This window comes from Frankia alni ACN14a (genome assembly GCF_000058485.1).
Taxonomy (GTDB): Bacteria; Actinomycetota; Actinomycetes; order Frankiales; family Frankiaceae; genus Frankia; species Frankia alni.
Genome location: NC_008278.1, coordinates 2,437,543 through 2,458,174 on the forward strand (window position 1 = coordinate 2,437,543; position 20,632 = coordinate 2,458,174).

The window sequence follows — 20,632 nt, forward strand, 5'->3', positions numbered from 1 at the left end:
GTCTGCGCAGCCACGAATCGCAGGCGTGACGTGGGCGGCCGGGATTCCACACGGGCTCAGTGGGCTTCCTGCCAGGCAAGACGGGCAGCCCACCAGGCAAGACGGGCAGCCCACCAGGCGGCCCGATCGCGGGTGCCGACGTCGTGGACGGTGCGGTCGGCGAGGGGGCGGGTGAGGGCGACGCCGATCCACCATCGCCGTGCAACCCCACCGTGGCGGGCGTCGCGACCGTGCGCGGTATCGGGCACCTTCCTGATACGGATCGGTTGTGGCGGCTGTTGCCGGTCGATGCCGACGCGGACGCGCACCTCGACCCGGTCGCCGAATTCCACGACGTCGACGCCGGCCGGGACCTCGCCGCGGTCGGTGGAGACACACAACCGCAGTTCGCGTCCGTCGTGACTGACCCGTGCGCGGTCGACGGTGGTTTCCCAGGGTCGAAAGGCGGTTGGGTCGCACGGCAGGGTCACGAGCCGTGCGAGGAGACGCCGGACGAGCCATTCCGGTTCGGTGGCCGGCTCGAGGAGCGTGCCGGCCGGCTGGCGGATGGCGGGACTTGCGCAGGGCCCGGGAAGGTGGTCTAAGGCCCGTCCCGGGCGGAACTGTTCGCCGATGCGGGGGCGCGCCGTGAGAAGGGCCGGCCCGATGAGCTGACCGTCCTGGTCCTGGTCGGGTGCGACCGGCCAGGCGGCCCACGGGGAGGAGTCGGCCGCGTCATCGTCGAACACGAAGCTGGTGGCCGGAGGAATCTGGCGACCTGATCTAGCAGGATTGCCACGGCTTGGCGGGTAAACGGTGTGTAAGCAGCCTTCGTTGCGGCGGAGTGTTGATCGGCGCGGGTCGGGTCCGAGTGGAGACTGACTCGAGCCGGGGATCAGCCCGGACAGGAGGCACAGCTCCGCGGGAACACCGTGATTTCCAGGCTCGGGCTGGCATCAGGCTTGGACGTGTGGGAGTGGTTCCGTGTTCGTCACGCTGACACCCCATCGGCGACCACGAGCAGCCCACCAGGCCTCTTTACGCCTCGCCTCGATGGACGACGCGGACGATCGTGACGAGGATTCGGCCGTCGTCGGCATGGTAGATCACGCGATGGTTGCCGACTCTGATCGTGGGACCCCGGCAGGCTGACCGGCGAGGGCGCGAGCGCCGGGCGGGCGCGGCTCGGCGGCGAGCGGAGTCACACTGATCCCCGAGTTGTACAAACTGGGGAGGACTCGGTGGCGCGGCTCAGGTCGAACAGGACCGGGCGGCGGGGTCGGGTCCGGGCGGGTGAGCAGCCCGCCGACACCGGCCGGCTTCAGGCGTCGGCGAGCTGCCGGGCCTCTGCGGTCATCTTCTGGATCAGGTGTTCCCAGCCCGCAGTGGCGCCGCCGGCAGCGTGAATTGCGGTCCGTACCGCGGAGAGGCTTTTGAAGGCTGCATCGGGGATGGTGTCGGCCTCGATGGTCATCGTGATGTCCATCCGACCCTCGGCGAGGTTGCCGCCCACGTCGGGGTCGATGAGATCTTCGAGGGTGAGCAGGGCATCCATGAGCTGGTCGGTGTGAGTCTCGAAATCGGCGATGGAGCCGGTCACTGTGAGCTCGACAAGCCCTTCGTACTTCACGATCCGCCCTCCTTCCAGCAGGTCCTGCTCCTCAAGTAGCTCCGTAGGTTCCGTTCGTACCGCGGGTTCGAGGGTGTGAGATGCACCCACTTGTAGTGGCCATCGCCGCACGTACAGAACATTCGGAAGTACCCGCTACCCTTGGTGACGTTCCATCCTTGGGCTTCCCCGCTTCGGAGGACTGCCTCCAACTCCTTGACCGGGTGCCGCGGCCGTGGCATCCATCGACCTCCCCTCGAACCTACCTGGGCATCGCCGCTGGGACTTGGACTGGTGGCGAACTACACCACCGTAGTTCGCTCCGGGTGACCGGTACGTGGTCTTCGTGGCGGACCGGCAGTGGCGTTGCTGTGGTGTGCGGATGCCGGATCCAGACCTTCGGTATCGCGGTCCGGATTTCCAGACATCCGGGCGCGTCCTCGGGCTGCCGGTCGTGCGACGGCCAGGTCAACGCGGCCGAGCTGTGGGGGTCGGGTCCGGGCGGGTGAGCAGCCACTGGGCGACGAGCAGGTTGGGGACCCAGCAGAGGAACGGGACCACGTGGTAGGCGCGGTCGAAGGCGACCTCCGGGTCGGTGCCCGCCCCGATCTGCACGGCGCTCATGACGAACATCCACAGCCGCAGCGTCACCGCGGCGTAGGTCAGTGCGAAGGTGCGGATCGCCCACCGGCGATGCGCGCGGACGTCGCCTCGCCGGATCGTCCATACGCACTCGGCCTCCGCGCGAGTCGGACGTCGCCGGGTCGCCTGACCTGGACGACCTGCCGGCGCTCGTGGAGCGGATCCGGGCGATGGGGCGGGAGGTCGACCTGGCGCCAAACCCGTCGCGCTGTCGCCGTCGGGCAGCCGGACGGCGTACCGGATCGTGCAGGAGGCGCTGACGAACGCCGTGCGGCACACCCGCTCGGGTCGGATCCGGGTCCGAGTCGGCCCAGCGGCGGACCTGGTCCGGATCGAGGTGGTCAACGAGGGCGTCGGGTTCGTCGTGCCGGTGGCGGGGCGGGGTCTGGTCGGCATGCGGAAACGGGCCCGGCTGGAGGGTGGCTCGTTCGACGCCGGTCCGGTGGGAGGCGGCTTTCGCGTCCTGGCCACGCTGCCCGCCCGTCCGGACGGCATCACATGATCACCGTGTTCCTCGCGGACGACGACGGCCTGGTCCGCAGCGGTCTGCGGGCGCTGCTGGACGCCGAGCCGGGCATCACCGTCGCCGGTGAGGCGGCCACGGCGACGAGGCGGTGGCCGAGCTGACCGTGTCCGCGGAGACGGTGCGCTCCCAGCTCAAGCGGGTGCTGAGCAAGCTCGGCGTTCGGGACCGCACCCAGGCGGTGGTGTGGGCCTACCGCAGCGGCTTCGTCGCCACCGCAGACCCGGACTAGCCGCGTCCGCCGCCGCCGTGCCCGTCGCCGCCGTGCCCGCTGGTCCGGGGCCACTGCGAGCGAGACGTCCTGGCGTGCTGGTCGCCCGCCTGCTCACGGGTGGCGCGCTCGGGCTGCCCGAAGATGATCGGGACGCACCGGCCGTCGGCGCCGAGCCACGGCAGGAGCCGCCGCGCGTCGGGCTCGGCGCAGGTGCTCGGCGAGTCGACCCGGCCGGACGGGCCCCGCGGCGGGGTGGTGTTCGGGCGCGTGCCGGCGGGCCGCGGTCGCACTGCGGGCACGACGCGGGCCACGGCCGGTTCGACGGCCGGTGCGGCGGCCGCTCCGGCTGCGGTGGGCCGAGGCCCGGTGGACAGGGGCAGGGGCCGCGTGGCTGTCGCGCCGACCAGGAGGACCGATGCCGGGCTCGGCGCGGCGGAGCTGGCCGCGGGCGGGACCGGGGTGGGGGTCACCGCCGCGGGGCGCGCGGCGGCGCCGGTGGGGGAGGGCGGCGTGCTGGCGGTGGACCGAGCCGTCTCCCCCGGCGCCGCCACGAGGACGGCGGTGATCGCGCCCGCTGCGGCGAGGACCGTCGCCGTCGCGGCGATCCCCCGGCGGTGCACGGGGCGCAGCGTGGGAAGCAGGGCGAGGACGGGGGCGGCGAGGGCGGCCCGGCGGCCGCGGTCCACCGGTGACCTGGCGCCGGCGGGCGACGGGTGCGCCTGCGTGCCGTCGAGGCCGGTCGTGGCGTCCAACGGCAGCAGAACGGCCTTGGTAGCCGCAGCCGCAGCCGCAGCCGCAGCCGCCGCGGTCGCCGTCGTGGCCGTCGTGGCCGCGGTCGCCGTCGTGGCCGGGCTGAGGGCTGCGGCCGGCGGAAGCGGGACGGCGGGGAGGCGGTCGAGGAGCTGGCGGGCGGTGGGCCGGCGGTCGGGCCTCTTGTCGAGGGCCTTGGAGACGACCTTCCCGAGCCGGTTGGGCAGCCCGTCGACCGGGACGTTGTCGTGCAACGTCCGCAGGAGCATGGCCTGGAGCGGACCCTCCCCGAACGGCGGTCGCCCGCTGGCGGCGAACGCCAGGGTCAGGGCCCAGGAGAAGACGTCGGCGGCCGGCCCGGGCGTGCCGGTCGTGGTGAGCAGTTCGGGCGCCATGTAGCCGACGCTGCCGAGGACCACGCCGGTGACGGTGACGGTCCCGGGCACCCCGGCCGCGATCCCGAAGTCGATCACCTTGGCGCCGTCCTCGGCCAGCATCACGTTGCCGGGCTTGAGGTCGCGATGCACCACGCCGGCGCCGTGGATGGCGACCAGGGCCATCGCCAGCTCCACCGCGAGGGTCTGCAGCGCCGCGGCCGACAGCGGACCGTTGCGTCCCACCTCGGCCGTCAGGGTCGGGCCCTCGATGTACTCGGTTGCGAGCCACGGAGTCTCCGCCTCCGGGTCGGCGTCCACCAGCCGCGCCACCCGGGGGCTGTCGACCGCCGCGGCGGCCCGGACCTCCCGGGCGAACCGGCGCAGGAAGAGCTGGTCGCCGGCGTGTTCGTCGCGCAGCACCTTCACCGCGCTGCGCCGGCCGGCGGCGTCCTCGCCGAGGTAGACGATCCCCATGCCGCCGCTACCCAGGCGCGCGGTCAGCCGGTACGGCCCCACCACCCGCGGATCGACGGCGCGCAACGGCCTCACCGGCATAGAGCCCTCCGCTCGTGACTCACCGTCACCGGTGAGCTGGTGGATCGCGGCCTGCCCGCGCAGGGCATCGCCACGATGCCCGCGTCGCACTGTCGATGGGCGCGAACGAGGTGCGCTCGCTGCCGGATCCGGCGTGCACGTCCCCGTGAGTGCACCCACCTAATCCAACTATGTCGGGCGAATATGCGGAGGGCCTCACACATTTCGTCCGACTGACAGGGCGCCGGACGTGGTTCGACGCCCGGTGCCGAGGACGAATCCCGCTCGGCGTGCGGGCGATCAGCCGGTGGCGCGCGGGCTGGGGTCCCGCCAGCCGGGGCGATGCCCGTCCAGCCACTCCTCGACGTCCGCGCGCAGCCACAGCCGCAGCCGCGGATGCTCGACCAGCGGGTCGGGAAAGCCCTTCGAGTTGCTGATGCTGTCGGCATAGCTGCGGGCGACCCGTTCGCCCCGCCGCGAGGTGCGCCCGAGGAGGGTCCGTAGTTCGTCGATGTCGACGAGATCATGCAGCGCGGAGCGGCGGACCGACTCGTCGCTCTCGGGTGGCGGCATGCTGTGGACACTAGGGATGGGTGTGGTCTCAGTGCTCACGCACTGTACGCACGTCCACGGGATCGCTACCGTGCGGCAGACATACGTAACAGGATGGCCCCGTCCGGTCTGTCGCGTCGCCATCGGGGCCTCGAGCGCGGGAGAGACCCACATGATCGAAGTGTCCGGCTCGGCGGTCGCGGTGCCGAGCGATGGCATGCAGAATCTCTGCCGGGTCTCGGTGGTCGTGCACTCGATGCGGACCCCTGATTCCTTCGAGCTCTGCCTGGACGCAGGCCTTGACATCGGCGAGGTGATGCAGGCCCTGCTGGACCACGTGCCGTCCGGCTCCGTCCTCACCGGTGCCGGCCAGCAGCGGGACAACCTGCTGCTCACCTTCCGCGGGCCGCGCCCGTTCCCACCGGCGTAGCCGGGAGTCCGGCCGGAGCTGGTGGATCGATGCCCTGGCCGGGACGCGGGAAACGTCCCTGCGCGTCGGTCTGCCCTGGTCCGGCGCGACGTGCGCCGGGTTCAGGGCCTGCGCCGGGCCGGTGGCAGGTGCCGCGGCTACGGCACGTCCCGTCGCCAGCCGGGGCGGTTCGTGTCCAACCAGCCCTCGACGTCGGCGCGCAGCCACAGCCGCATCTGCGGGTCCTCGGCGGACGGGTGGCTGATCAGCGGGTCCGGAAAGCCCTTCATGCCGGCGATCACCTGCGCCCGCGTTCGGGACACCGGCTCGCCGCGTACCCGGCCGAGCATCGCCTGAAGCTGCGCGATGCCCACCAGGTCCCGCAGGTCGGCACGACGGATCAGGTCATCGTCATCGGCGGGTGACACGATGAGTACGATAGGCATGCATGGTCGCCGTGCCCGCACGCTGTTGGCAGTCGTACACAGGCTCGCTGACCTGTCCCGCGACACACCGCACTGAACCGGTTCCGTCCGAGTTGCGATCGTGGCGCGGCCCCCGGGCCACGCCGGACCTGCCCCGATCTGCGCAGGTCGGGCGGGGTGCTGCGGACGAGGTGGCCTGTAAGCCGGGTCCTGTGGCCGGGTCGCCTTGCGGCTCGCCGGTGGCGGCCATCTCTCTCGGGCTGCCGTTGCCGACAGCCTCCAGCGGTCCACCCGCAGACTCGGGCGGGCAGCCCTCGAACGCCTGCGCGGCTCGCGACCGGTTACGGCCGCGGGCCTTCTGACCTTGCTCCGGGCGGGGTTTACCGAGCCGCCCAGGTCACCCTGGGCGCTGGTGCGCTCTTACCGCACCGTTTCACCCTTACCGGCGCCGTCACCGGCACCGGCGGTCTGTTTTCTGTGGCACTGTCCCGCGGGTCGCCCCGGGTGGGTGTTACCCACCGCCCTGCCCTGTGGAGCCCGGACTTTCCTCGGCGGCACCGGCGTGAACCGGTGCCGACGCGGCCGCCCGGCCACCTCGTCCGCATCTTCAGCATAGGGCACGCACCCGCCTACAATCCCTGGGCACAGGGGACGGCACTGGACGGTGCGGGGCACGGCCGTGCGGGCGATCATGATGGATGGGGCGACGATGGCGGGATCCGACCAGCCGGGCAAGAGGATCGACTACACCCGCCCCGCGAGCCCGCCGCCTCCCGGCGGCCCCGCGGTTGCGGCGCCGGGCGCGGCACCGGTCGGCCCGGGTGCCTCGCCGGGTGCGGTGCCCGCGCCCTACCCGGCGGGCGCCGCCTACCCCACCGGGCCCGGCGGAGTTCCCGGGGTTCCGGGGATGCCGGGGGTTCCGGGGACGGCGGGTGGTCCGGCGGCGCCGGGGACGCCGCCGGCGCCCGGCGCGCCGGGCGAGGGCCCGCCGCGGCGGCGCGGGGTCGCCTACACCACGTACGCGATCACGGTGCTGGTCCTGGTCATCGCCATTGCCGTCGTCGTGTTCGTCGTCAAGAACGACGCCCGGGTGAGTATCTGGCTTTTCGGCTCCACCCAGCGGATGTCGGTTGCCGCGGCGCTTGCCGCCTCGGCCGCCGCGGGGCTCGTCATCGGCCTGCTCATCGGGGTGATTCCGCAGATCCGGCTGCGCCGCGAGCTGCGTCAGCTACGCAAGGCGGCTCGCGGCCGGTAGGACGCCGAACCCGGGAAACGCCCTTCTGCGTGGGCGGCCGGTGATGCGATGGGCGTCGCGCGGGTATTCCGCTTATCCTCGGCACCGGGATATCCCCGTCGCCCCGAACCCCGATGCCGGCCCGTGGTACCGGCGCGCGGGACGACGGGTCGATGCCGGCCTTTCCGGCCGCCGTCGCCGACCTCGACCAGCCACTCATCCTGCCGCGACACAAGCACGGGGCTCCCGTCCGGTCGGCTGCCGACGGGTTGCCGTCCCCTCCCTCGCCACCGCCCGACCATCCGCGCGGGTGAACAATCGGGTCCGGGCGGAGCGGGAGAACCCGATGAGGACCCGTTTCCGCCCGTCGGTGAAACGCGGCCGCACCGGTAGCGGCCGAGCCGCCGAGGTGCCGAGGCATCGTATTCCGGCGACGGCACGCGCATCTTCACGACCATCGACTTCACGACCATCGAGTGGCCTCCGGTTCGGCGACTTTCCACGCGGTCACGTCGTCCATGGCCGCCCCGGTCGATCGCCCCACGCGGTCGCGCCGAGGCAGCGCCGCCACTGCCCCGTCCCCCGGCCGGGGTGACCCGGGACGTCCGGCTCCGACGCGGCAGGACGGACGGCCCGCGGGCACCGGGCCGCGCGGCAGGACCGTGCGCGGACCACCCATACGGGCCATCGGCGCAGGGTGAGCAGGGCTCACCGGCCTCGGCGGCGCGAGATGTCCGTTGCTAGGGCGGATGGGGTGCGGGTGTAGCCCAGGGGCGTTCTGGTGGGGTGGCCAAGCCCGTCTCGTGGGTGATCCTTGTGAACGCTCCTGCGCCTGCGTCACACCGGGACGGGGGGTCGAACGGCTCCCGCGGGGGTGTCGGTGGCGCGCCCGGTCGGGATGTGACGTCGGGTGCGGGACGGGCGTCCGGCGCGTCGTAGAACCCCGTGGACCTCGCGTTCCACCGTCGGCACGAGCGTGGCAGCGAACATTGCGCCGGCGGAGAACCGGGGACGCGGTCGGTGCCGGTGGATCACTGGTTGCCTCGGATTCACCGGAGCCGACCGGGTGGGCGCTCGTCGTTCTCTCGTTGTCGGGTAATGTTTCGAACAACTTTGGATCTGGGAGGTTTCATGGCAGAAACGAGGGCCATTCGCCGACTGGGTCGGACCGCCTGTGCGGGAATCACCGGTTCGGGCGTCCCGGTCGCCGCCGCCGGCCGGAATGCAAGGATCATCGTGCGCGGCGGTGTCGGCAGCGAGGCCGGTCACACCTCGTCGCCGAGTGCGCCCGTCGTCTCCGAGGAGCGGGTCGAACTCGTTGATCGAGTCATTCTCGTGAGGGTGCGGCGAGACATCCCCGAAAGCTGATCAAAGTCGCGGCGGAGAAGCCTCCGAGTGGCGCCACCGGCTTCTCCGCCGCGGTTTGGGGACGTTTTCGGCCGAAGGCCTTGGGGGCCGCCGGGAGAAGTGGCCGGTTGGGGTAACCGATAGGTGGCTGTCCGGGGAGTCGAATGGCCGGGTAGCTGCGGTTCCATCGGTACAGTCCAATTTGTGACACCGCAGCGCATCGTTCCGTCTCCGGGGGCACACCTCCCGCCGCTTCCGGCGAAGGTAGTGGGGCCCAATACCCCCTGCCGCCGCGCTTTGTCCATTGCTTTGACGGCGGTGAGCGGCCGGACTTCCGGCCCGCGCCCTCGGGACGGCGGAGCGGAGCTGCGCGAACGGCGGCGTCAGGGATCCCGGTGCCCGGCGGTGATGCGTGGCACCTCCGGTCGGGTCACGCCCAGTCGTGTCAGGTCGGGTCATCCCACGTCCGGTGACGGAACTTCCCCGACCCCCGGAGTCGTCTGATGAGGGCGTGGGACGCGTGGCCCGACCGGCGCACATGCGCACCACAGGTTGCGCGGGCACGGTGGGGTGATGCCGGCGACCGGACCTTCGGCCCTGCCGGGAGTGGGCCGGCGCCGGCCGACCCCTTAGCCGTCCGGCGGGTGGGCCGACGATCGCCGAAGCTGGAAAGAACGACGTAAGGAGGGCGTGGTGCCGCCCAGGCCGCTGCGCTCGGGTGACCCCGAGCGGGTCGCCCGGTTCGCGCTGACCGCGCGGCTCGGCTCCGGCGGGATGGGCATCGTGTACCTCGGCGCCGACGATGACACCGGCCAGTTGGTCGCGCTGAAGGTGATCCGGTCGGATTTCGCGGCCGAGCCGGAGTTCCGCGCCCGCTTCCGCCGCGAGATCGAGGCGGCCAGGGCGGTCGGCGGCGCCTGCACGGCCCGGCTGGTCGACGCCGACCCCGACGCCGAGGAACCGTGGATGGCCACCGAGCTCATCCCCGGGCAGAGCCTCGCCGAGACGATCGCCACCCGGGGCGCGATGGAGACGCCGGTCGTCATCGCGCTGGCCGCCGGCCTCGCGGAGGCGCTGACCGCCATCCACGGCGCCGGCATCGTCCACCGCGACCTCAAGCCCGGCAACGTCATCCTCAGCGGTGACGGCCCCAAAGTGATCGATTTCGGCATCGCGGCGGCGGTCGACGCCACGGTTGCCACCCGCACCGGGGTTCTGCTCGGCAGCCCCGGCTACATGGCGCCCGAGCAGGTCACCGGGCACGGCGAGGTCGGTCCCGCGGCCGACGTCTTCGCCTGGGGCCTGACCGTGCTGTATGCGGCGACCGGCCGTCCCCCGTTCGGCACCGGCCGCGCCGACGCCCTGCTCTACCGGGTGGTGCACAGCGAGGCCGACACCGGTGACGTCCCCGCCGAGCTGCGGCCGTCGGTGATCGCGGCGCTGGTGAAGGAGCCCGCCGGGCGGCCCAGCGCCGACGACCTGCTGCGCGGGCTGATCGGGCCCACCGACGATCCGGCCACGGGTACCCGGCGGCTGCTGCGCGAGGCCTGGAACCCGCCGCCCATCGACCCCGCGGCCTACGTCCACGTGCCGACGCTCACCCCGTCGCCGACGTCGTCGCGGGCCGGTGACCGGCTGCGCGACGGCGACTTCCACGACAGCCAGACGCTGGTCGGGCTGCCCTCGCCGCGCCCTTCGGTCAGCTTCGTCGCTCCGGTCCAGCGCGCCCCCGAGCCCAGTCGCCCCACGACACGCGCGGCCCGACGCCTGCGTGGCTGGGCGCCGGGCATGTTCGCGGGGCCGACCGGAACGCCCGCCCCGGCCGACAGCCCGTGGCAACGTCCGGACCCCTCGCCGTCCGCCCTGGACGCCCGCTCGTCGGTGCCCGACGTCCCGTCCGCACCACCCGACCCTTCCGCCAGGCCGGACGGCTCCCCGCGGCCTGACGCTTCGGCACGGTCTTTCGGCTCTGTGCAGTCCTTCGGTTCCGCGCGCCCTGACGGATCCTCGCGGTCCGACGTCTTCGGGGAGATCACGCGGCCGCCGGTGCCGGTCACCCCGGGAACCTCGGCCTCGCCGGCCGGGCGGCGCGCCGGGATCGGCCGGCGGGTCGGCGCCGACGAGCGTGCGGCGGCGGGCCGCGCCGTGGACGGCTCCGCGCCGGCACACGGCGACCAGGATCCGGCCGCGGCCGCCGAGCCGACCTCGGGCCGCGGCCGCGGGCCGGGCAACGCGATGACCCCCTGGGCACCCCTCGGCGCACCGGCAGACCGTACGGAGCGGGATCCGATGGCGGCGGCCGGCACCGGCCTCGACCTGGACTCACCTGGCGAGGACCGGGCGGCTGCGGCTGCGGCAGCCGACCCCTGGCGGCGGGTGCCCGGTTCCGGTGTCCCGGACGGGTCGGCGGCGGCGGTCGACGCCGCGCCGCCGGCTGCCGCCGCGCTCGGGCGAGGCCCGAACCCTGCCGACCCGGGGTCACCGATGTCGAGCGCGCCGATGTCGAGTGCGCCGATGCCGATGCCGATGCCGAGGGCGCCGATGCTGCCGCGCTGCGCGACGGAAGCGGGGGAGCCGTCGTCGGGGGGACCGGCACCGGCCGGCGCGCACAGTGGCGGTGTCGGGGCCGAGAACCTGATGGGCGCCGAGGCGTGGGAGGGATCGGGACCGGTGGCTCGTGCCGCCGGTCCGGACAGGCCCGGCGGTCCGGACGAGCGGCCCGGCTCCGGAGGGACTGCCCGCGCGGGCCTGGCGCGGTTGGGCGCGGGGCGCCGGGCAAGGTCCAGCCCACCGACGCCCGCGGGCGCGGCGTCCCCGCCGCCGGGCGCCGTCGCGGGTGCTGTGGGTTACCTGCCGGCGACGGACAGGGCCGATCTGCCCGCGCAGGCGCCTGCCCCGCTCGGTTCGGACGGTTCGTTCGTCTGGAGAGGCCCGGCCGGGTGGGAGGGGTCGGCCGGGCCGGAACTCGCGGCCGGCCAGGCTCACCCCGGCGCGGCGGAGCCGGCGCGAGGCTTGGCGGGTCGCCCGGGCGAGGGCACCTCGACCGCGGCGCCCTGCCCGGCCGATGCGGCGGGCCCGCCCGGCCCGACCGGGGCGACACAGACTGCGCGGGCTCGGACGTCCGCCGGAGCCGGGGCGCAGGCAGATGGGTCGACGGCGAACGGTGCTGGAGCCGGCGGTGCTGGAGCCGGCGGTGCCGGTGGACCCGTCGGGCCCCGGCCTGGCGCGCGAGCCGCGGGGCGGACCGCGGAGCAGGTGTGGGCCGCGCCGCAGGTCGGACCGGCGCCGGGCGATGGTCAGGGCAGCCCGGGCGCGACGGGCCGGGGAACTCCGGTGGGCCAGGCGTCCGCGCTCGGCTCGGGAGAGCCGGCCGACGCCGGGAGGCGCGAGGTCGCCCTCGGGCGAGAGGGGCGCGAGGCCGCCGGGGGGCACGAGGCCGCCGGGGAGCGGGAGGCCGGGGAGCCGGACATCGCCGAAGGGCCGGGGGGGACCGGCGAGTCGCGCGGCCGGGCTGGTCAGGCAGCCCGCTATCCCAGGCGGACGGCGGCCCTGGCCGCGTTGGCCGCGGCGGTCGCGGGGCTGGCCGCGCTGGGCGCCGCCCATGCCGCCGACGAGCCCGACCACACCCCGTCCCGGCAACCCGCGGTGCCGCGGGTGATCCAGGTCAACCCCTCCGGTGTTCCCGGCCCCGGCGCCGGGCTGGGCCTGCGATCCCGGTCGGGCCCGGGCCGGCCGGCCTCCGTGCCCGACGGGCGCTCGTCCCCGGCCGCCGCGTCCTCGACTACTCCGTCCTCGCGTGCTCCGTCCTCGGGCGCCGGGTCCTCGGGCGCCGGGTTCCCGGGTGCTGCGTTCGCGGGTGCCGGGTCCCCGGTCGTCACCGCCCTGAGCGCGGCGCAGATGGTGCCCCTGTCGGCGGTCCCGGCGTTCCGCGGGGCGATCGGACAGCTCGCGCAGGGCCGGCAGTTCGGCGACTTCGTCGCCGCTCACAACACCGGCGTCGTCTTCCTGGAGGTCCTCGCACCGGGCCAGGACAATGCCCGGGCCTTCTTCCCCGGCCCGGATCTCGGGAGCGACCCGCTGCCGAACTTCACCCTGTTCGCGTCGTGCCCGGCGCCGGGCGGTGGGCAGAAGCCGGGCTTCGGTCCCGGCCAGGGCTGCACCGGCACCACCTACCGGCTGGCCGGGTTGACCGGCGGCGGAGCCAGTTTCGACTTCGCGCAGGGCTTCTACCGGCTACACGGATACTTCCTCGTCGATGTGCTCCCCGGTGTGCATCAGGGTCTGCAGACCGTCAATCTGCATGCGGTCGACGCCCGGATTCTGCCGCGCTGACCGCATTTCCGGCCCGGCCTCGACGGTGAACCGGCCGGTTTATTCCCATTGTCCGGTCGTGTCGGATGGGTTTGTGGCCGGGTGGTGACGGAGAAAACCAGGGCAGGCTCTTCATTGGGGGTGTGCGGTGTTTCAAATCATCTGGATCGTTCTTGCCGGCCTGGTGATCGGCCTGCTGGCCCGGCTGATCCTCCGGGGTAGGCAGGACATTCCGATCTGGCTGACGGTCGTCCTCGGCATCGTGGGCGCACTGGTCGGCAACGTGATCGCCAGCGCGATCGGGGTGCGCCATACCGGCGGCGTCGACTGGATCCGGCACGTTCTGCAGGTCGGTGTCGCGGTCGCGCTGATCGCCGTCGTCGCGCCGATGTGGGCGACGCGGCACACCCACGGTGGTGATCGCCGTCAGCGGCACACGGCGGGACGGCTGTGACCGGCCGTCAGCGGCCCCGGCGCACCCAGTCGTCGTAGTCGACGCCCTCCTCGCCGATGGTCGTGTCGTCGCCGTGGCCGGTGTGCACGACGGTGTTCGCCGGCAGGATGAGCAGCTTCGTGCGGATCGAGGCGAGGATCGTCGGGAAGTCCGAGTAGGACCGCCCGGTGGCCCCCGGACCGCCCCGGAACAGCGTGTCCCCGCTGAACAGCACCGGTTCGCCGGTCAGCTCGCCGAACAGGCAGATCCCGCCGGGGGAGTGACCCGGGGTGTGCAGCACCCGCAGCGATCCGCCGCCGGGCAGCGCGACGAGCTGTCCGTCGGCGAGCGAGCGGTCGGGAGCGCGGTGCGGGTAGATCGTCCGCCACAGCATCACGTCGGCCGGGTGCAACGCGATCGGCGCGCGCACCAGGTCGGCGAGCTCCGCCGCCGCGTTGATGTGGTCGTTGTGGCCGTGGGTGGCGATGATGGAGGTCACGACGCGGGCGCCGACCGCCGCCGCGATCACCGATGGGTCGTGCGCCGCGTCGATGACCAGGACCTCCTGGTCGTTGCCGACGAGCCAGACGTTGTTGTCGACGGTGAACGTCTGGCCGTCCAGGGTGAAGTCGCCGCGGGTGATCACGCGGTCCACCCGAAGTCCCGCATTGCCGGTCATGGCGCCCGCTCCTCTGTTCCCGAATTCCCGATCGGGTCGGAAACCCGGATGGTCCGCCCGCCGTGCGCCGGGGGCCGCCGGCCGGCGGCGATCCCCGACGCGTCGACCGTATCGGGCGCCTGCGGGATTCGAACCGCCCCGCCACCCGTGCGGTAGCGCGGCGGACGGCGCCCCCCCGCCGCCACCCTCGGCGGAGCGGCGGCGGTCCCGCTCGCGGGGGCACCCGCGGCCGCGGGCGTCCCCCGGACGCGGCGCGCCCGGGGGACGCGGCACCGGTCGGCGGACGCCTGATCAGACGGTGCCGCCGGTGTCGGACGGCGCCGTCGTGGTCAGAGGACGACGACGCTGCGCAGCACGTCGCCGCGGCGCATCCGGGTGAACGCCTCCTCCACGTCGCCGATCCCGACCGTCTCGGTGACGAAGGCGTCGAGGTCGAGGCGGCCCCGGCGGTACAGGTCGATGAGGATCGGGAAGTCGCGGCTCGGCAGGCAGTCGCCGTACCAGGACGACGACAGGTGGCCGCCGCGGCCGAAGACCTCCGCGAGCGGCAGCTCCACGGTCATCGTCGGGTCCGGCACCCCCACCAGGACCAGCCGCCCGGCCAGGTCACGGGCGTCGAACGCCTGCCGGTACGTCTCGGGCCGGCCCACCGCCTCGATGACGACGTCGGCGCCGAAGCCGTCGGTGAGCGCGCGCACCGCCTGCACGGGGTCGGCCGAGCGGGCGTCCACGGTGTCGGTGGCTCCGAAGTGGCGGGCCCAGGTCAGCTTGCGCTCGTCGACGTCCACCGCGATGATCGTGCGGGCGCCCGCGATGGCGGCGCCGGCGATCGCCGCGTTCCCGACACCCCCGCAGCCGATGACCGCCACCGTCTCCCCGCGGGTGACCCGCCCGGTGTTCACCGCCGCGCCGAAGCCGGCCATCACCCCGCAGCCGATCAGGCCGGCCGCCTCCGGTCGCGCCGCCGGGTCCACGGGCACGCACTGGCCGGCGGCGACCAGGGTGAGCGGGGTGAACGCCCCGATGCCCAGCGCCGGCGCCAGCGGCGTGCCGTCCTCGAGCGTCATCGGCTGAGCGGCGTTGCGGGAGTCGAAGCAGTACCAGGCCATCCCGCGTCGGCAGGCCCGACAGGTGCCGCACGGCGCCCGCCAGGCCAGCACCACGTAGTCGCCGGGGGCGACTTCCGTCACGCCCTCGCCGACCGACTCGACCGTTCCGGCCGCCTCGTGGCCGAGCAGAAACGGATAGTCGTCGTTGATCGCGCCCTCGCGGTAGTGCAGATCGGTGTGGCACACGCCGCACGCACGCACCCGCACGCGGGCCTCGCCCGGCCCCGGGTCCGGGACGATGATCCGCTCCAGACCGACCGGCGCGCCCTTGTACCGGGCCACCACCGCTTCCACCGTCTGTGCGCCCATAGGAAGAGCTCCCTTCACTCGAAAAAACGCCTCATCGCCACCACACCGGGATCGCCACCCGGCGCACATCACCACGGGACCCACATCGCCACGGACCCACATCGCCACGGACCCACATCACGGCGCGACCCACATCACGGCGCGACCGGCAAGACCACCGAACCGGCGGGCCTGCGCGCGGGCCGCCTCCGAAGCGGTGCAAGCCTGACCGAACCCCATCGGTGACCCCTGGTGCATGATTTCGTACCCCTGCGAGCGTGACCCGTCCAACGCGCACCGCCCCCGATGGCGCGACACGCCGCTTTACGGCCACCCAGCGCCGCCGGGAACGGGTGAGTGTCGGTACGCTCCTACCGGTCCGTTTCTGCTCTTTGTAGAAGGAGCAACCCCTCCGTGGTCCGATTTGCCGACGCTCCCTCCGTCGATTCCCCGAAACGCCGCACCTACGGTGAGGTGACCGTCGGTGACCCCCGGTTGTCCGAGGACGGGCGGCTCGAAGCCGGCGGCGAGAGCGTCGACGAGGGGGTGGGGCAGCCCGGCCCCACCGGCCGGCCGCTGCCGTCGTTCCCCGTCCCCGCCCCGCTGACCGCCCACGGTCCCGCCTGGATCGTGGCCATGTGCAACCAGAAGGGCGGCGTCGGCAAGACCACCAGCACGATCAACCTCGGCGCCGCCCTCGCCGAGTACGGCCGCCGCGTGCTGCTGGTCGACTTCGACCCGCAGGGCGCGCTGTCGGTCGGCCTCGGCATCAACCCGATGCAGTTCGACCTGACCGTGCACGACCTGCTGCTCGGCGGGGACTCCGACGTCCGCGACGTCATCGTCGAGACCCAGGTCGACAACCTCGATCTGCTGCCGAGCAACATCGACCTGTCCGCCGCCGAGGTGCTGCTGGTCACCGAGGTGGGCCGCGAGCACAGCCTCGCCCGCGCGCTCGCTCCCATCCTCGACGACTACGACGTGATCCTCGTCGACTGCCAGCCCTCGCTCGGTCTGCTGACCGTGAACGCGCTGACCGCGGCGGACGCCGTCATCGTCCCGCTGGAATGCGAGTACTTCGCGCTGCGCGGCGTCGCGCTGCTGCTGCAGACGATCGACAAGGTGCGCGAGCGGCTCAACTCGCGCCTCGAGCTCGCCGGCATCCTCGCCACCATGTACGACGCCCGCACGCTGCACGCCCGCGAGGTGCTGGCCCGGGTCGTGGAGCGGTTCCCCGACGAGGTGTTCCACACGGTGATCAACCGCACGGTCCGCTTCCCGGAGACGACCGTGGCCGGCGAGCCGATCACGACCTACGCGCCCACCTCGGTCGGCGCCGCCGGCTACCGGCGGCTGGCCCGCGAGCTGATGGTCCGGCACAACACGCCGCCGCTCGTCGGCTGAATCCGGGCTTTTGCATGATCGGGGCGAAAAGGTAGCAACGTGCTCTTCCATCTCGCCGAGCCGGCGGCGCTGCTCGGGATCGTCGTCGCGTTCCTGATCGGGGTGTTCGCGCACGACGCCGCCCAGGTCCTCACCGCGCGGGTCGTCCGGGACCCGACTCCGCTGCGCAGCGGCCGGCTCACCACCGGCGTCAAGGACCGGCTGAGCCCCTTCAGTGGGCTCGCCGTGTTCATCGTCGGCCACGGCTGGGCCGAGTCGGTGCCGATGAACGACGTGTGGCGGCGGCGGCGCTTCCACGTCGCGGCCGCGGTGCTCGCCGGCCCGCTGGCCTACCTGCTGCTGGCGCTCGGCTCGCTCGCGCTGTTCCAGGTGGTCGGCGACCCGGCTCGGATCTACCTCGGCGACCGGGTGACCGAGGTGACCGTGCCGGACAGCTTCGCCGCCGAGCTCACCCTGTGGCTGGCGATCACCTTCGGTTCGATGTTCATCGTCAGCCTCATCCCGGTCCCGCCGACGGACGGCGGGCGCCTCGTGTTCCTGCTCGGTGGGACGTCGTCGGGCTGGCGCAGCGCCCATCATCGGCTCACCGACGGCAACATCGGCCTGGTGATCCTGCTGGCGCTGCTGTTGCTGCCGGTGTTGTTCGTCGGGTTCCCCTCGGTCGTCGGCCAGCTCATCGGCCCGCTGCTGCGCGGGCTCGCCTCCCTGATCGGCCTCAACCTGGCCTGACGCCGAGATCATCGCCGGCCGACCTGGGCGTAACGTGACGTCATGAACGGGTCCCGAGCCGATGCCGATGCCGACGCCGGTGCAGCTGGCACCGGCGCGGCCGGCGGTGGCGCGGCCGGTGCCGGCGAGCCGGCGACGCCGACCGCCCGCGGCGGGCGGACCACGCCCTTCGTCGTCGAGCTCGCCAACTTCACCGGCCCGTTCGACCTGCTGCTCTCGCTGATCGCCAAGCACCGCCTCGACGTGACCGAGGTTGCGCTGTCCCAGGTCACCGACGAGTTCGTCGCGCACATCCGCCGGCTGGGGGACCGGTTCGACCTCGGTCAGGCCACCGAGTTCCTCGTGATCGCCGCGACCCTGCTCGACCTCAAGGCCGCCCGGCTGCTGCCCGGCGCGCTGTCCGAGGACGAGTCCGAGGACCTCGCCCTGCTCGAGGCCCGCGACCTGCTGTTCGCCCGGCTGCTGCAGTACCGGGCGTACAAGGAGGCCTCGGCGCTGTTCGCCGGGCTGATGGCCCTGGAGGCCCGGCACGTGCCCCGCGCCGTGCCGCTGGAGCCCCGCTACGCCGCGGCCCTGCCCGAGGTGCAGATCGGCATCGGCCCCACCGAGCTCGCGGCACTGGCCGCGAAGCTGCGCGAGCCACCCCTGCCGCCGCTGGTCGCCACCGACCACGTGCACCTGCCCCGGATCAGCGTCCGCGAGCACATGCTCGCCATCATCATGGCGCTGCGGGAGCTCGGCGCCGCGGACTTTCGCACCCTGTGCGCGGGCTGCCAGCAGACGATCGAGGTGGTCGCGCGCTTCCTCGCCCTGCTGGAGCTGTTCCGCGAAGGCCGGATCTCCTTTGACCAGGAGATCCCCCTCGGGGAGCTGACGGTGCGCTGGATCGCCGTCGACCCGGCCGCGGACGGCGACCTGCTCTCCGTCGGCCGGGGGTTGTACGGCGAGGATTCGGCCGACGACGAACCGCGGGAGGCGGCATCGTGAGCGAACAGCCGGACGCCGGTGCAGGTGGCGAGGCGCCGGACGCACCGCCGCAAGCGCCGGGGGAGACCGCGGCCGGGGCCGCCGGGGCGGGAGAGACCGCGGCCGGGGCCGCCGCGGGTGGGGCACGACCGCCGCGGGGCGTCGAGGCGGACCGACCGCCGCTGGCGGCGCTGCTGGAGGCGGTGCTCATGGTCGCGGAGCGGCCGGTCGGCGTCGCGGAGCTCGCCACCGGGCTCGGCGCCTCGGCCCGCGAGATCGAGCGACTGCTTCCCGACCTCGCCGAGAACTACGTCCGCGACGGCCGAGGTTTCCGGCTGCGCCACGTCGGCGCCGGCTGGCGGTTCTACACCGCCGACGAGTGTGCCCCCTGGGTGGAGGGCTTCGTGCTCGCCGGGCAGTCCGCCCGGCTGTCCCAGGCGGCGCTGGAGACCCTCGCCGTCGTCGCCTACCAGCAGCCCGTCAGCCGCGGGCGGATCGCCGCAGTGCGTGGCGTCTCCGCGGACGGCGTGATCCGCACCCTGACCGCCCGCCGGCTCGTCGAGGAGATCGGGCACGATCCCGAAACCGGTGCCATCCTGTATGGAACGACTGACTACTTCCTGGAACGGATGGGCCTGCGCGGGCTCGACGAGCTGCCGCCCCTGGCCCCCCTGCTGCCCGGACTCGACGATCTGGATGACATCGTTGCCCCATGAACGCTGCTGCTGACCGCCCCCGCGCGCCGCGCGACGCCCGCGCCCGCCGGGACGGCCGCCCACCCGCGGACGGCCGCCCCACCCGGGAGGCCCGCCCCGCCCGAGGGGAAGCCCGCCCCTCCCGCGAGGCCCGGCCCGCCCGCGGGGAAGTCCGTCCTGCCCGCGGGGAGGTCCGCCCTGCCCGCGGGGATGCTCGGCCGAGCTGGGAAGCTCGTCCGGTCCGTGGCGAGGGCCGCCCCGCACCCGGGGAGGGCCGTCCGGTCCGTGGGGACGCTCGGCCGGCTCGTGGCGAGGGCCGTCCCGCCCGCGGGGATGCTCGATCGACCTGGGAGGCTCGCCCGGCTCGTGGCGAGGGCCGTCCCGCCCGTGGCGAGGACCGTGGGGAGGCTCGCCCCGTTCGAGGGGAAGGCCGTCCGGTCCGTGGGGAGGGTCGACCCGTGCGTGGGGAGGCCCGTCCGGTCCGTGGGGAGGGTCGTCCCGTGCGTGGGGAGGGTCGTCCCGTGCGTGGGGAGGGTCGTCCGGCACGTGGGGAGGCCCGGCCCGTCCGTGGGGAGGGCCGACCCGGCGGGGAGGCGCGGCCGGCTCCGGACGCGCGATCGGACCGCCCGGAGCGTCCAGTGCGTCCGCCGCGGGACCCGGCGTCCGCCGCGGACGAGGGCATCCGGCTGCAGAAGGTGCTCGCCTCGGCCGGCATCGGCTCCCGTCGGCGCGGCGAGGAGCTCATCGCCGAGGGCCGGGTCAGCGTGGACGGTGTCGTCGTGCGCGAACAGGGCCGCCGGGTCAACCCGGAGACGGCGATCATCGAGGTCGACGGCGACCGGATCGTCACCCGTACCGGCCTGGTCCACCTGGCGCTGAACAAGCCTCGCGGGGTGCTGTCGGCCATGTCCGACGACCGCGGCCGGCCCACCATCGCCGACCTGCTCACCGAGTTCGACGGCGGTGGCGGGCTGTTCCACGTGGGTCGCCTCGACGGTGACAGCGAGGGGCTGCTGCTGGTCACCAACGACGGCGAGCTCGCCCACCGGCTGACCCATCCGTCCTTCGAGGTGCCGAAGACCTACCTGGTCGAGGTCTCCGGGCCGCTGCGCCGCGAGGTGCCGCGCACGCTGCGCACCGGCGTCGAGCTCGAGGACGGTCCGGCCCGGGCGGACTCGGTGCAGCTCGTCGATCAGGCGAACGGCCGGGTGATGCTGGAGATCGTCATCCACGAGGGACGCAACCGCATCGTCCGCCGGATGATGGAGACCGTCGGGTATCCGGTGCACCGGCTGGTCCGCACCCGGCTCGGCGCGGTGCATCTCGGCACCCTGCGCTCCGGGCGGGCCCGCCACCTCACCCGCGGCGAGGTCGGCGCCCTCTACCGCAACGTCGGGCTCTAGGCCGAGGCTGCGTCCGTCCG

The 20,632-nt window shown here is 73.8% G+C and carries 20 protein-coding genes, 1 other RNA gene and 1 pseudogene; 12 read left to right on the top strand and 10 right to left on the bottom strand.

Annotated features, from left to right (window positions below; genetic code table 11):
* Positions 1-56 precede the first annotated feature (56 nt).
* The 4 genes and pseudogenes from FRAAL_RS09735 to FRAAL_RS34745 all read right to left on the bottom strand — a co-directional run bounded on the left by FRAAL_RS09735 (position 57) and on the right by FRAAL_RS34745 (position 2,509).
* Positions 57-728: a hypothetical protein gene (locus FRAAL_RS09735; RefSeq protein WP_011603394.1), complete on the bottom strand. Its 672-nt coding sequence runs from the start codon at positions 726-728 to the stop codon at positions 57-59.
* 289 nt (positions 729-1,017) lie between these two features.
* Positions 1,018-1,149 (bottom strand): annotated as a pseudogene (locus FRAAL_RS36045) (type II toxin-antitoxin system RelE family toxin); the annotation flags it as partial.
* Positions 1,150-1,300: 151 nt separating this feature from the next.
* Positions 1,301-1,609, bottom strand: a complete 309-nt coding sequence (locus FRAAL_RS09740) for a hypothetical protein (RefSeq protein WP_011603395.1) — start codon at positions 1,607-1,609, stop codon at positions 1,301-1,303.
* A 447-nt stretch (positions 1,610-2,056) separates the two neighbouring features.
* A complete protein-coding gene (locus FRAAL_RS34745) occupies positions 2,057-2,509 on the bottom strand; it encodes a DUF2306 domain-containing protein (protein WP_231861596.1) in 453 nt (150 codons plus the stop codon).
* On the opposite strand from FRAAL_RS34745, the gene FRAAL_RS31515 reads away from it, so the two are divergent.
* From FRAAL_RS31515 to FRAAL_RS31520, 3 genes are read left to right on the top strand one after another with little or no spacing between them, the layout of a single operon-like run.
* Positions 2,475-2,732 (top strand): sensor histidine kinase, encoded by a 258-nt coding sequence (locus tag FRAAL_RS31515; RefSeq protein ID WP_011603398.1) that lies wholly within the window; start codon positions 2,475-2,477, stop codon positions 2,730-2,732. The genes FRAAL_RS34745 and FRAAL_RS31515 overlap by 35 nt on opposite strands.
* Complete coding sequence (locus FRAAL_RS35535; protein WP_256804824.1) at positions 2,729-2,857, top strand: helix-turn-helix domain-containing protein; 129 nt, start codon at positions 2,729-2,731, stop codon at positions 2,855-2,857. Before FRAAL_RS31515 ends, FRAAL_RS35535 begins: the two co-directional genes overlap by 4 nt.
* Entirely contained in the window at positions 2,845-2,985 is a 141-nt protein-coding gene (locus tag FRAAL_RS31520) for a LuxR C-terminal-related transcriptional regulator (RefSeq protein WP_011603399.1), read from the top strand. The genes FRAAL_RS35535 and FRAAL_RS31520 overlap by 13 nt, the downstream gene beginning before the upstream one ends.
* On the opposite strand, the gene FRAAL_RS30310 is transcribed toward FRAAL_RS31520, so the two are convergent.
* Complete coding sequence (locus FRAAL_RS30310; RefSeq protein ID WP_050997058.1) at positions 2,982-4,649, bottom strand: serine/threonine-protein kinase; 1,668 nt, start codon at positions 4,647-4,649, stop codon at positions 2,982-2,984. The two genes, FRAAL_RS31520 and FRAAL_RS30310, sit on opposite strands and share 4 nt — an antisense overlap.
* Positions 4,650-4,928: 279 nt before the next feature.
* Positions 4,929-5,201, bottom strand: coding sequence for a hypothetical protein (locus FRAAL_RS09760; RefSeq protein ID WP_041939084.1), 273 nt, complete (start codon positions 5,199-5,201; stop codon positions 4,929-4,931).
* 151 nt (positions 5,202-5,352) lie between these two features.
* Between FRAAL_RS09760 and FRAAL_RS09765 the strand changes: the two genes are divergently transcribed.
* Entirely contained in the window at positions 5,353-5,610 is a 258-nt protein-coding gene (locus FRAAL_RS09765; RefSeq protein ID WP_041939085.1) for a hypothetical protein, read from the top strand.
* 137 nt (positions 5,611-5,747) lie between these two features.
* Here the strand turns inward: FRAAL_RS09765 and FRAAL_RS09770 are convergent, their stop codons facing one another.
* Together FRAAL_RS09770 and rnpB are read right to left on the bottom strand one after the other, a co-directional pair.
* Positions 5,748-6,017 carry a hypothetical protein gene (locus FRAAL_RS09770; RefSeq protein ID WP_011603403.1) on the bottom strand — a complete coding sequence of 90 codons (270 nt, stop codon included), beginning with the start codon at positions 6,015-6,017 and terminating at the stop codon, positions 5,748-5,750.
* A 180-nt stretch (positions 6,018-6,197) separates the two neighbouring features.
* An RNA gene (gene rnpB, locus FRAAL_RS30875) (RNase P RNA component class A) lies at positions 6,198-6,612 on the bottom strand.
* A 111-nt stretch (positions 6,613-6,723) separates the two neighbouring features.
* On the opposite strand from rnpB, the gene FRAAL_RS09775 reads away from it, so the two are divergent.
* The 3 genes from FRAAL_RS09775 to FRAAL_RS09790 all read left to right on the top strand — a co-directional run bounded on the left by FRAAL_RS09775 (position 6,724) and on the right by FRAAL_RS09790 (position 13,360).
* The gene (locus FRAAL_RS09775) at positions 6,724-7,269 is read left to right on the top strand and encodes a lipopolysaccharide assembly protein LapA domain-containing protein (protein WP_050997349.1); all 546 of its coding nucleotides are present in this window, start codon (positions 6,724-6,726) and stop codon (positions 7,267-7,269) included.
* A 2,019-nt stretch (positions 7,270-9,288) separates the two neighbouring features.
* On the top strand, positions 9,289-12,927 hold the full coding sequence (locus tag FRAAL_RS30315) for a serine/threonine-protein kinase (protein ID WP_157892027.1): 3,639 nt from the start codon (positions 9,289-9,291) through the stop codon (positions 12,925-12,927).
* A 127-nt stretch (positions 12,928-13,054) separates the two neighbouring features.
* Complete coding sequence (locus FRAAL_RS09790; protein ID WP_011603409.1) at positions 13,055-13,360, top strand: GlsB/YeaQ/YmgE family stress response membrane protein; 306 nt, start codon at positions 13,055-13,057, stop codon at positions 13,358-13,360.
* Positions 13,361-13,367: 7 nt separating this feature from the next.
* Here the strand turns inward: FRAAL_RS09790 and FRAAL_RS09795 are convergent, their stop codons facing one another.
* Both FRAAL_RS09795 and FRAAL_RS09800 read right to left on the bottom strand, forming a co-directional pair.
* Positions 13,368-14,018, bottom strand: coding sequence for an MBL fold metallo-hydrolase (locus FRAAL_RS09795; RefSeq protein ID WP_041939086.1), 651 nt, complete (start codon positions 14,016-14,018; stop codon positions 13,368-13,370).
* A 329-nt stretch (positions 14,019-14,347) separates the two neighbouring features.
* Positions 14,348-15,436 carry an S-(hydroxymethyl)mycothiol dehydrogenase gene (locus FRAAL_RS09800; RefSeq protein WP_041939087.1) on the bottom strand — a complete coding sequence of 363 codons (1,089 nt, stop codon included), beginning with the start codon at positions 15,434-15,436 and terminating at the stop codon, positions 14,348-14,350.
* A gap of 393 nt (positions 15,437-15,829) precedes the next feature.
* Here FRAAL_RS09800 and FRAAL_RS09805 point away from each other — a divergent pair, with 393 nt between their 5' ends.
* From FRAAL_RS09805 to FRAAL_RS09825, 5 genes are all read left to right on the top strand, one after another.
* Positions 15,830-16,819, top strand: coding sequence for a ParA family protein (locus tag FRAAL_RS09805; RefSeq protein WP_041939088.1), 990 nt, complete (start codon positions 15,830-15,832; stop codon positions 16,817-16,819).
* A 39-nt stretch (positions 16,820-16,858) separates the two neighbouring features.
* Positions 16,859-17,548, top strand: coding sequence for a M50 family metallopeptidase (locus tag FRAAL_RS09810; RefSeq protein WP_011603415.1), 690 nt, complete (start codon positions 16,859-16,861; stop codon positions 17,546-17,548).
* Between the two features lie 42 nt (positions 17,549-17,590).
* Positions 17,591-18,535 (top strand): segregation and condensation protein A, encoded by a 945-nt coding sequence (locus tag FRAAL_RS09815; protein WP_011603416.1) that lies wholly within the window; start codon positions 17,591-17,593, stop codon positions 18,533-18,535.
* On the top strand, positions 18,532-19,230 hold the full coding sequence (gene scpB / locus FRAAL_RS09820; RefSeq protein WP_011603417.1) for an SMC-Scp complex subunit ScpB: 699 nt from the start codon (positions 18,532-18,534) through the stop codon (positions 19,228-19,230). The genes FRAAL_RS09815 and scpB overlap by 4 nt, the downstream gene beginning before the upstream one ends.
* Before the next feature lie 617 nt (positions 19,231-19,847).
* Positions 19,848-20,612: a pseudouridine synthase gene (locus tag FRAAL_RS09825; RefSeq protein WP_011603418.1), complete on the top strand. Its 765-nt coding sequence runs from the start codon at positions 19,848-19,850 to the stop codon at positions 20,610-20,612.
* Positions 20,613-20,632: the final 20 nt, after the last annotated feature.

Bases quoted from the DNA above. Each gene is read 5' to 3' on its own strand.
- FRAAL_RS09765 (WP_041939085.1), top strand. From the start codon at position 5,353: ATGATCGAAGTGTCCGGCTCGGCGGTCGCGGTGCCGAGCGATGGCATG.
- FRAAL_RS09760 (WP_041939084.1), bottom strand. From the start codon at position 5,201: ATGCCGCCACCCGAGAGCGACGAGTCGGTCCGCCGCTCCGCGCTGCAT.
- FRAAL_RS30310 (WP_050997058.1), bottom strand. From the start codon at position 4,649: ATGCCGGTGAGGCCGTTGCGCGCCGTCGATCCGCGGGTGGTGGGGCCG.
- FRAAL_RS09800 (WP_041939087.1), bottom strand. From the start codon at position 15,436: ATGGGCGCACAGACGGTGGAAGCGGTGGTGGCCCGGTACAAGGGCGCG.
- FRAAL_RS09795 (WP_041939086.1), bottom strand. From the start codon at position 14,018: ATGACCGGCAATGCGGGACTTCGGGTGGACCGCGTGATCACCCGCGGC.
- FRAAL_RS35535 (WP_256804824.1), top strand. From the start codon at position 2,729: ATGATCACCGTGTTCCTCGCGGACGACGACGGCCTGGTCCGCAGCGGT.
- FRAAL_RS09815 (WP_011603416.1), top strand. From the start codon at position 17,591: ATGAACGGGTCCCGAGCCGATGCCGATGCCGACGCCGGTGCAGCTGGC.
- FRAAL_RS09775 (WP_050997349.1), top strand. From the start codon at position 6,724: ATGGCGGGATCCGACCAGCCGGGCAAGAGGATCGACTACACCCGCCCC.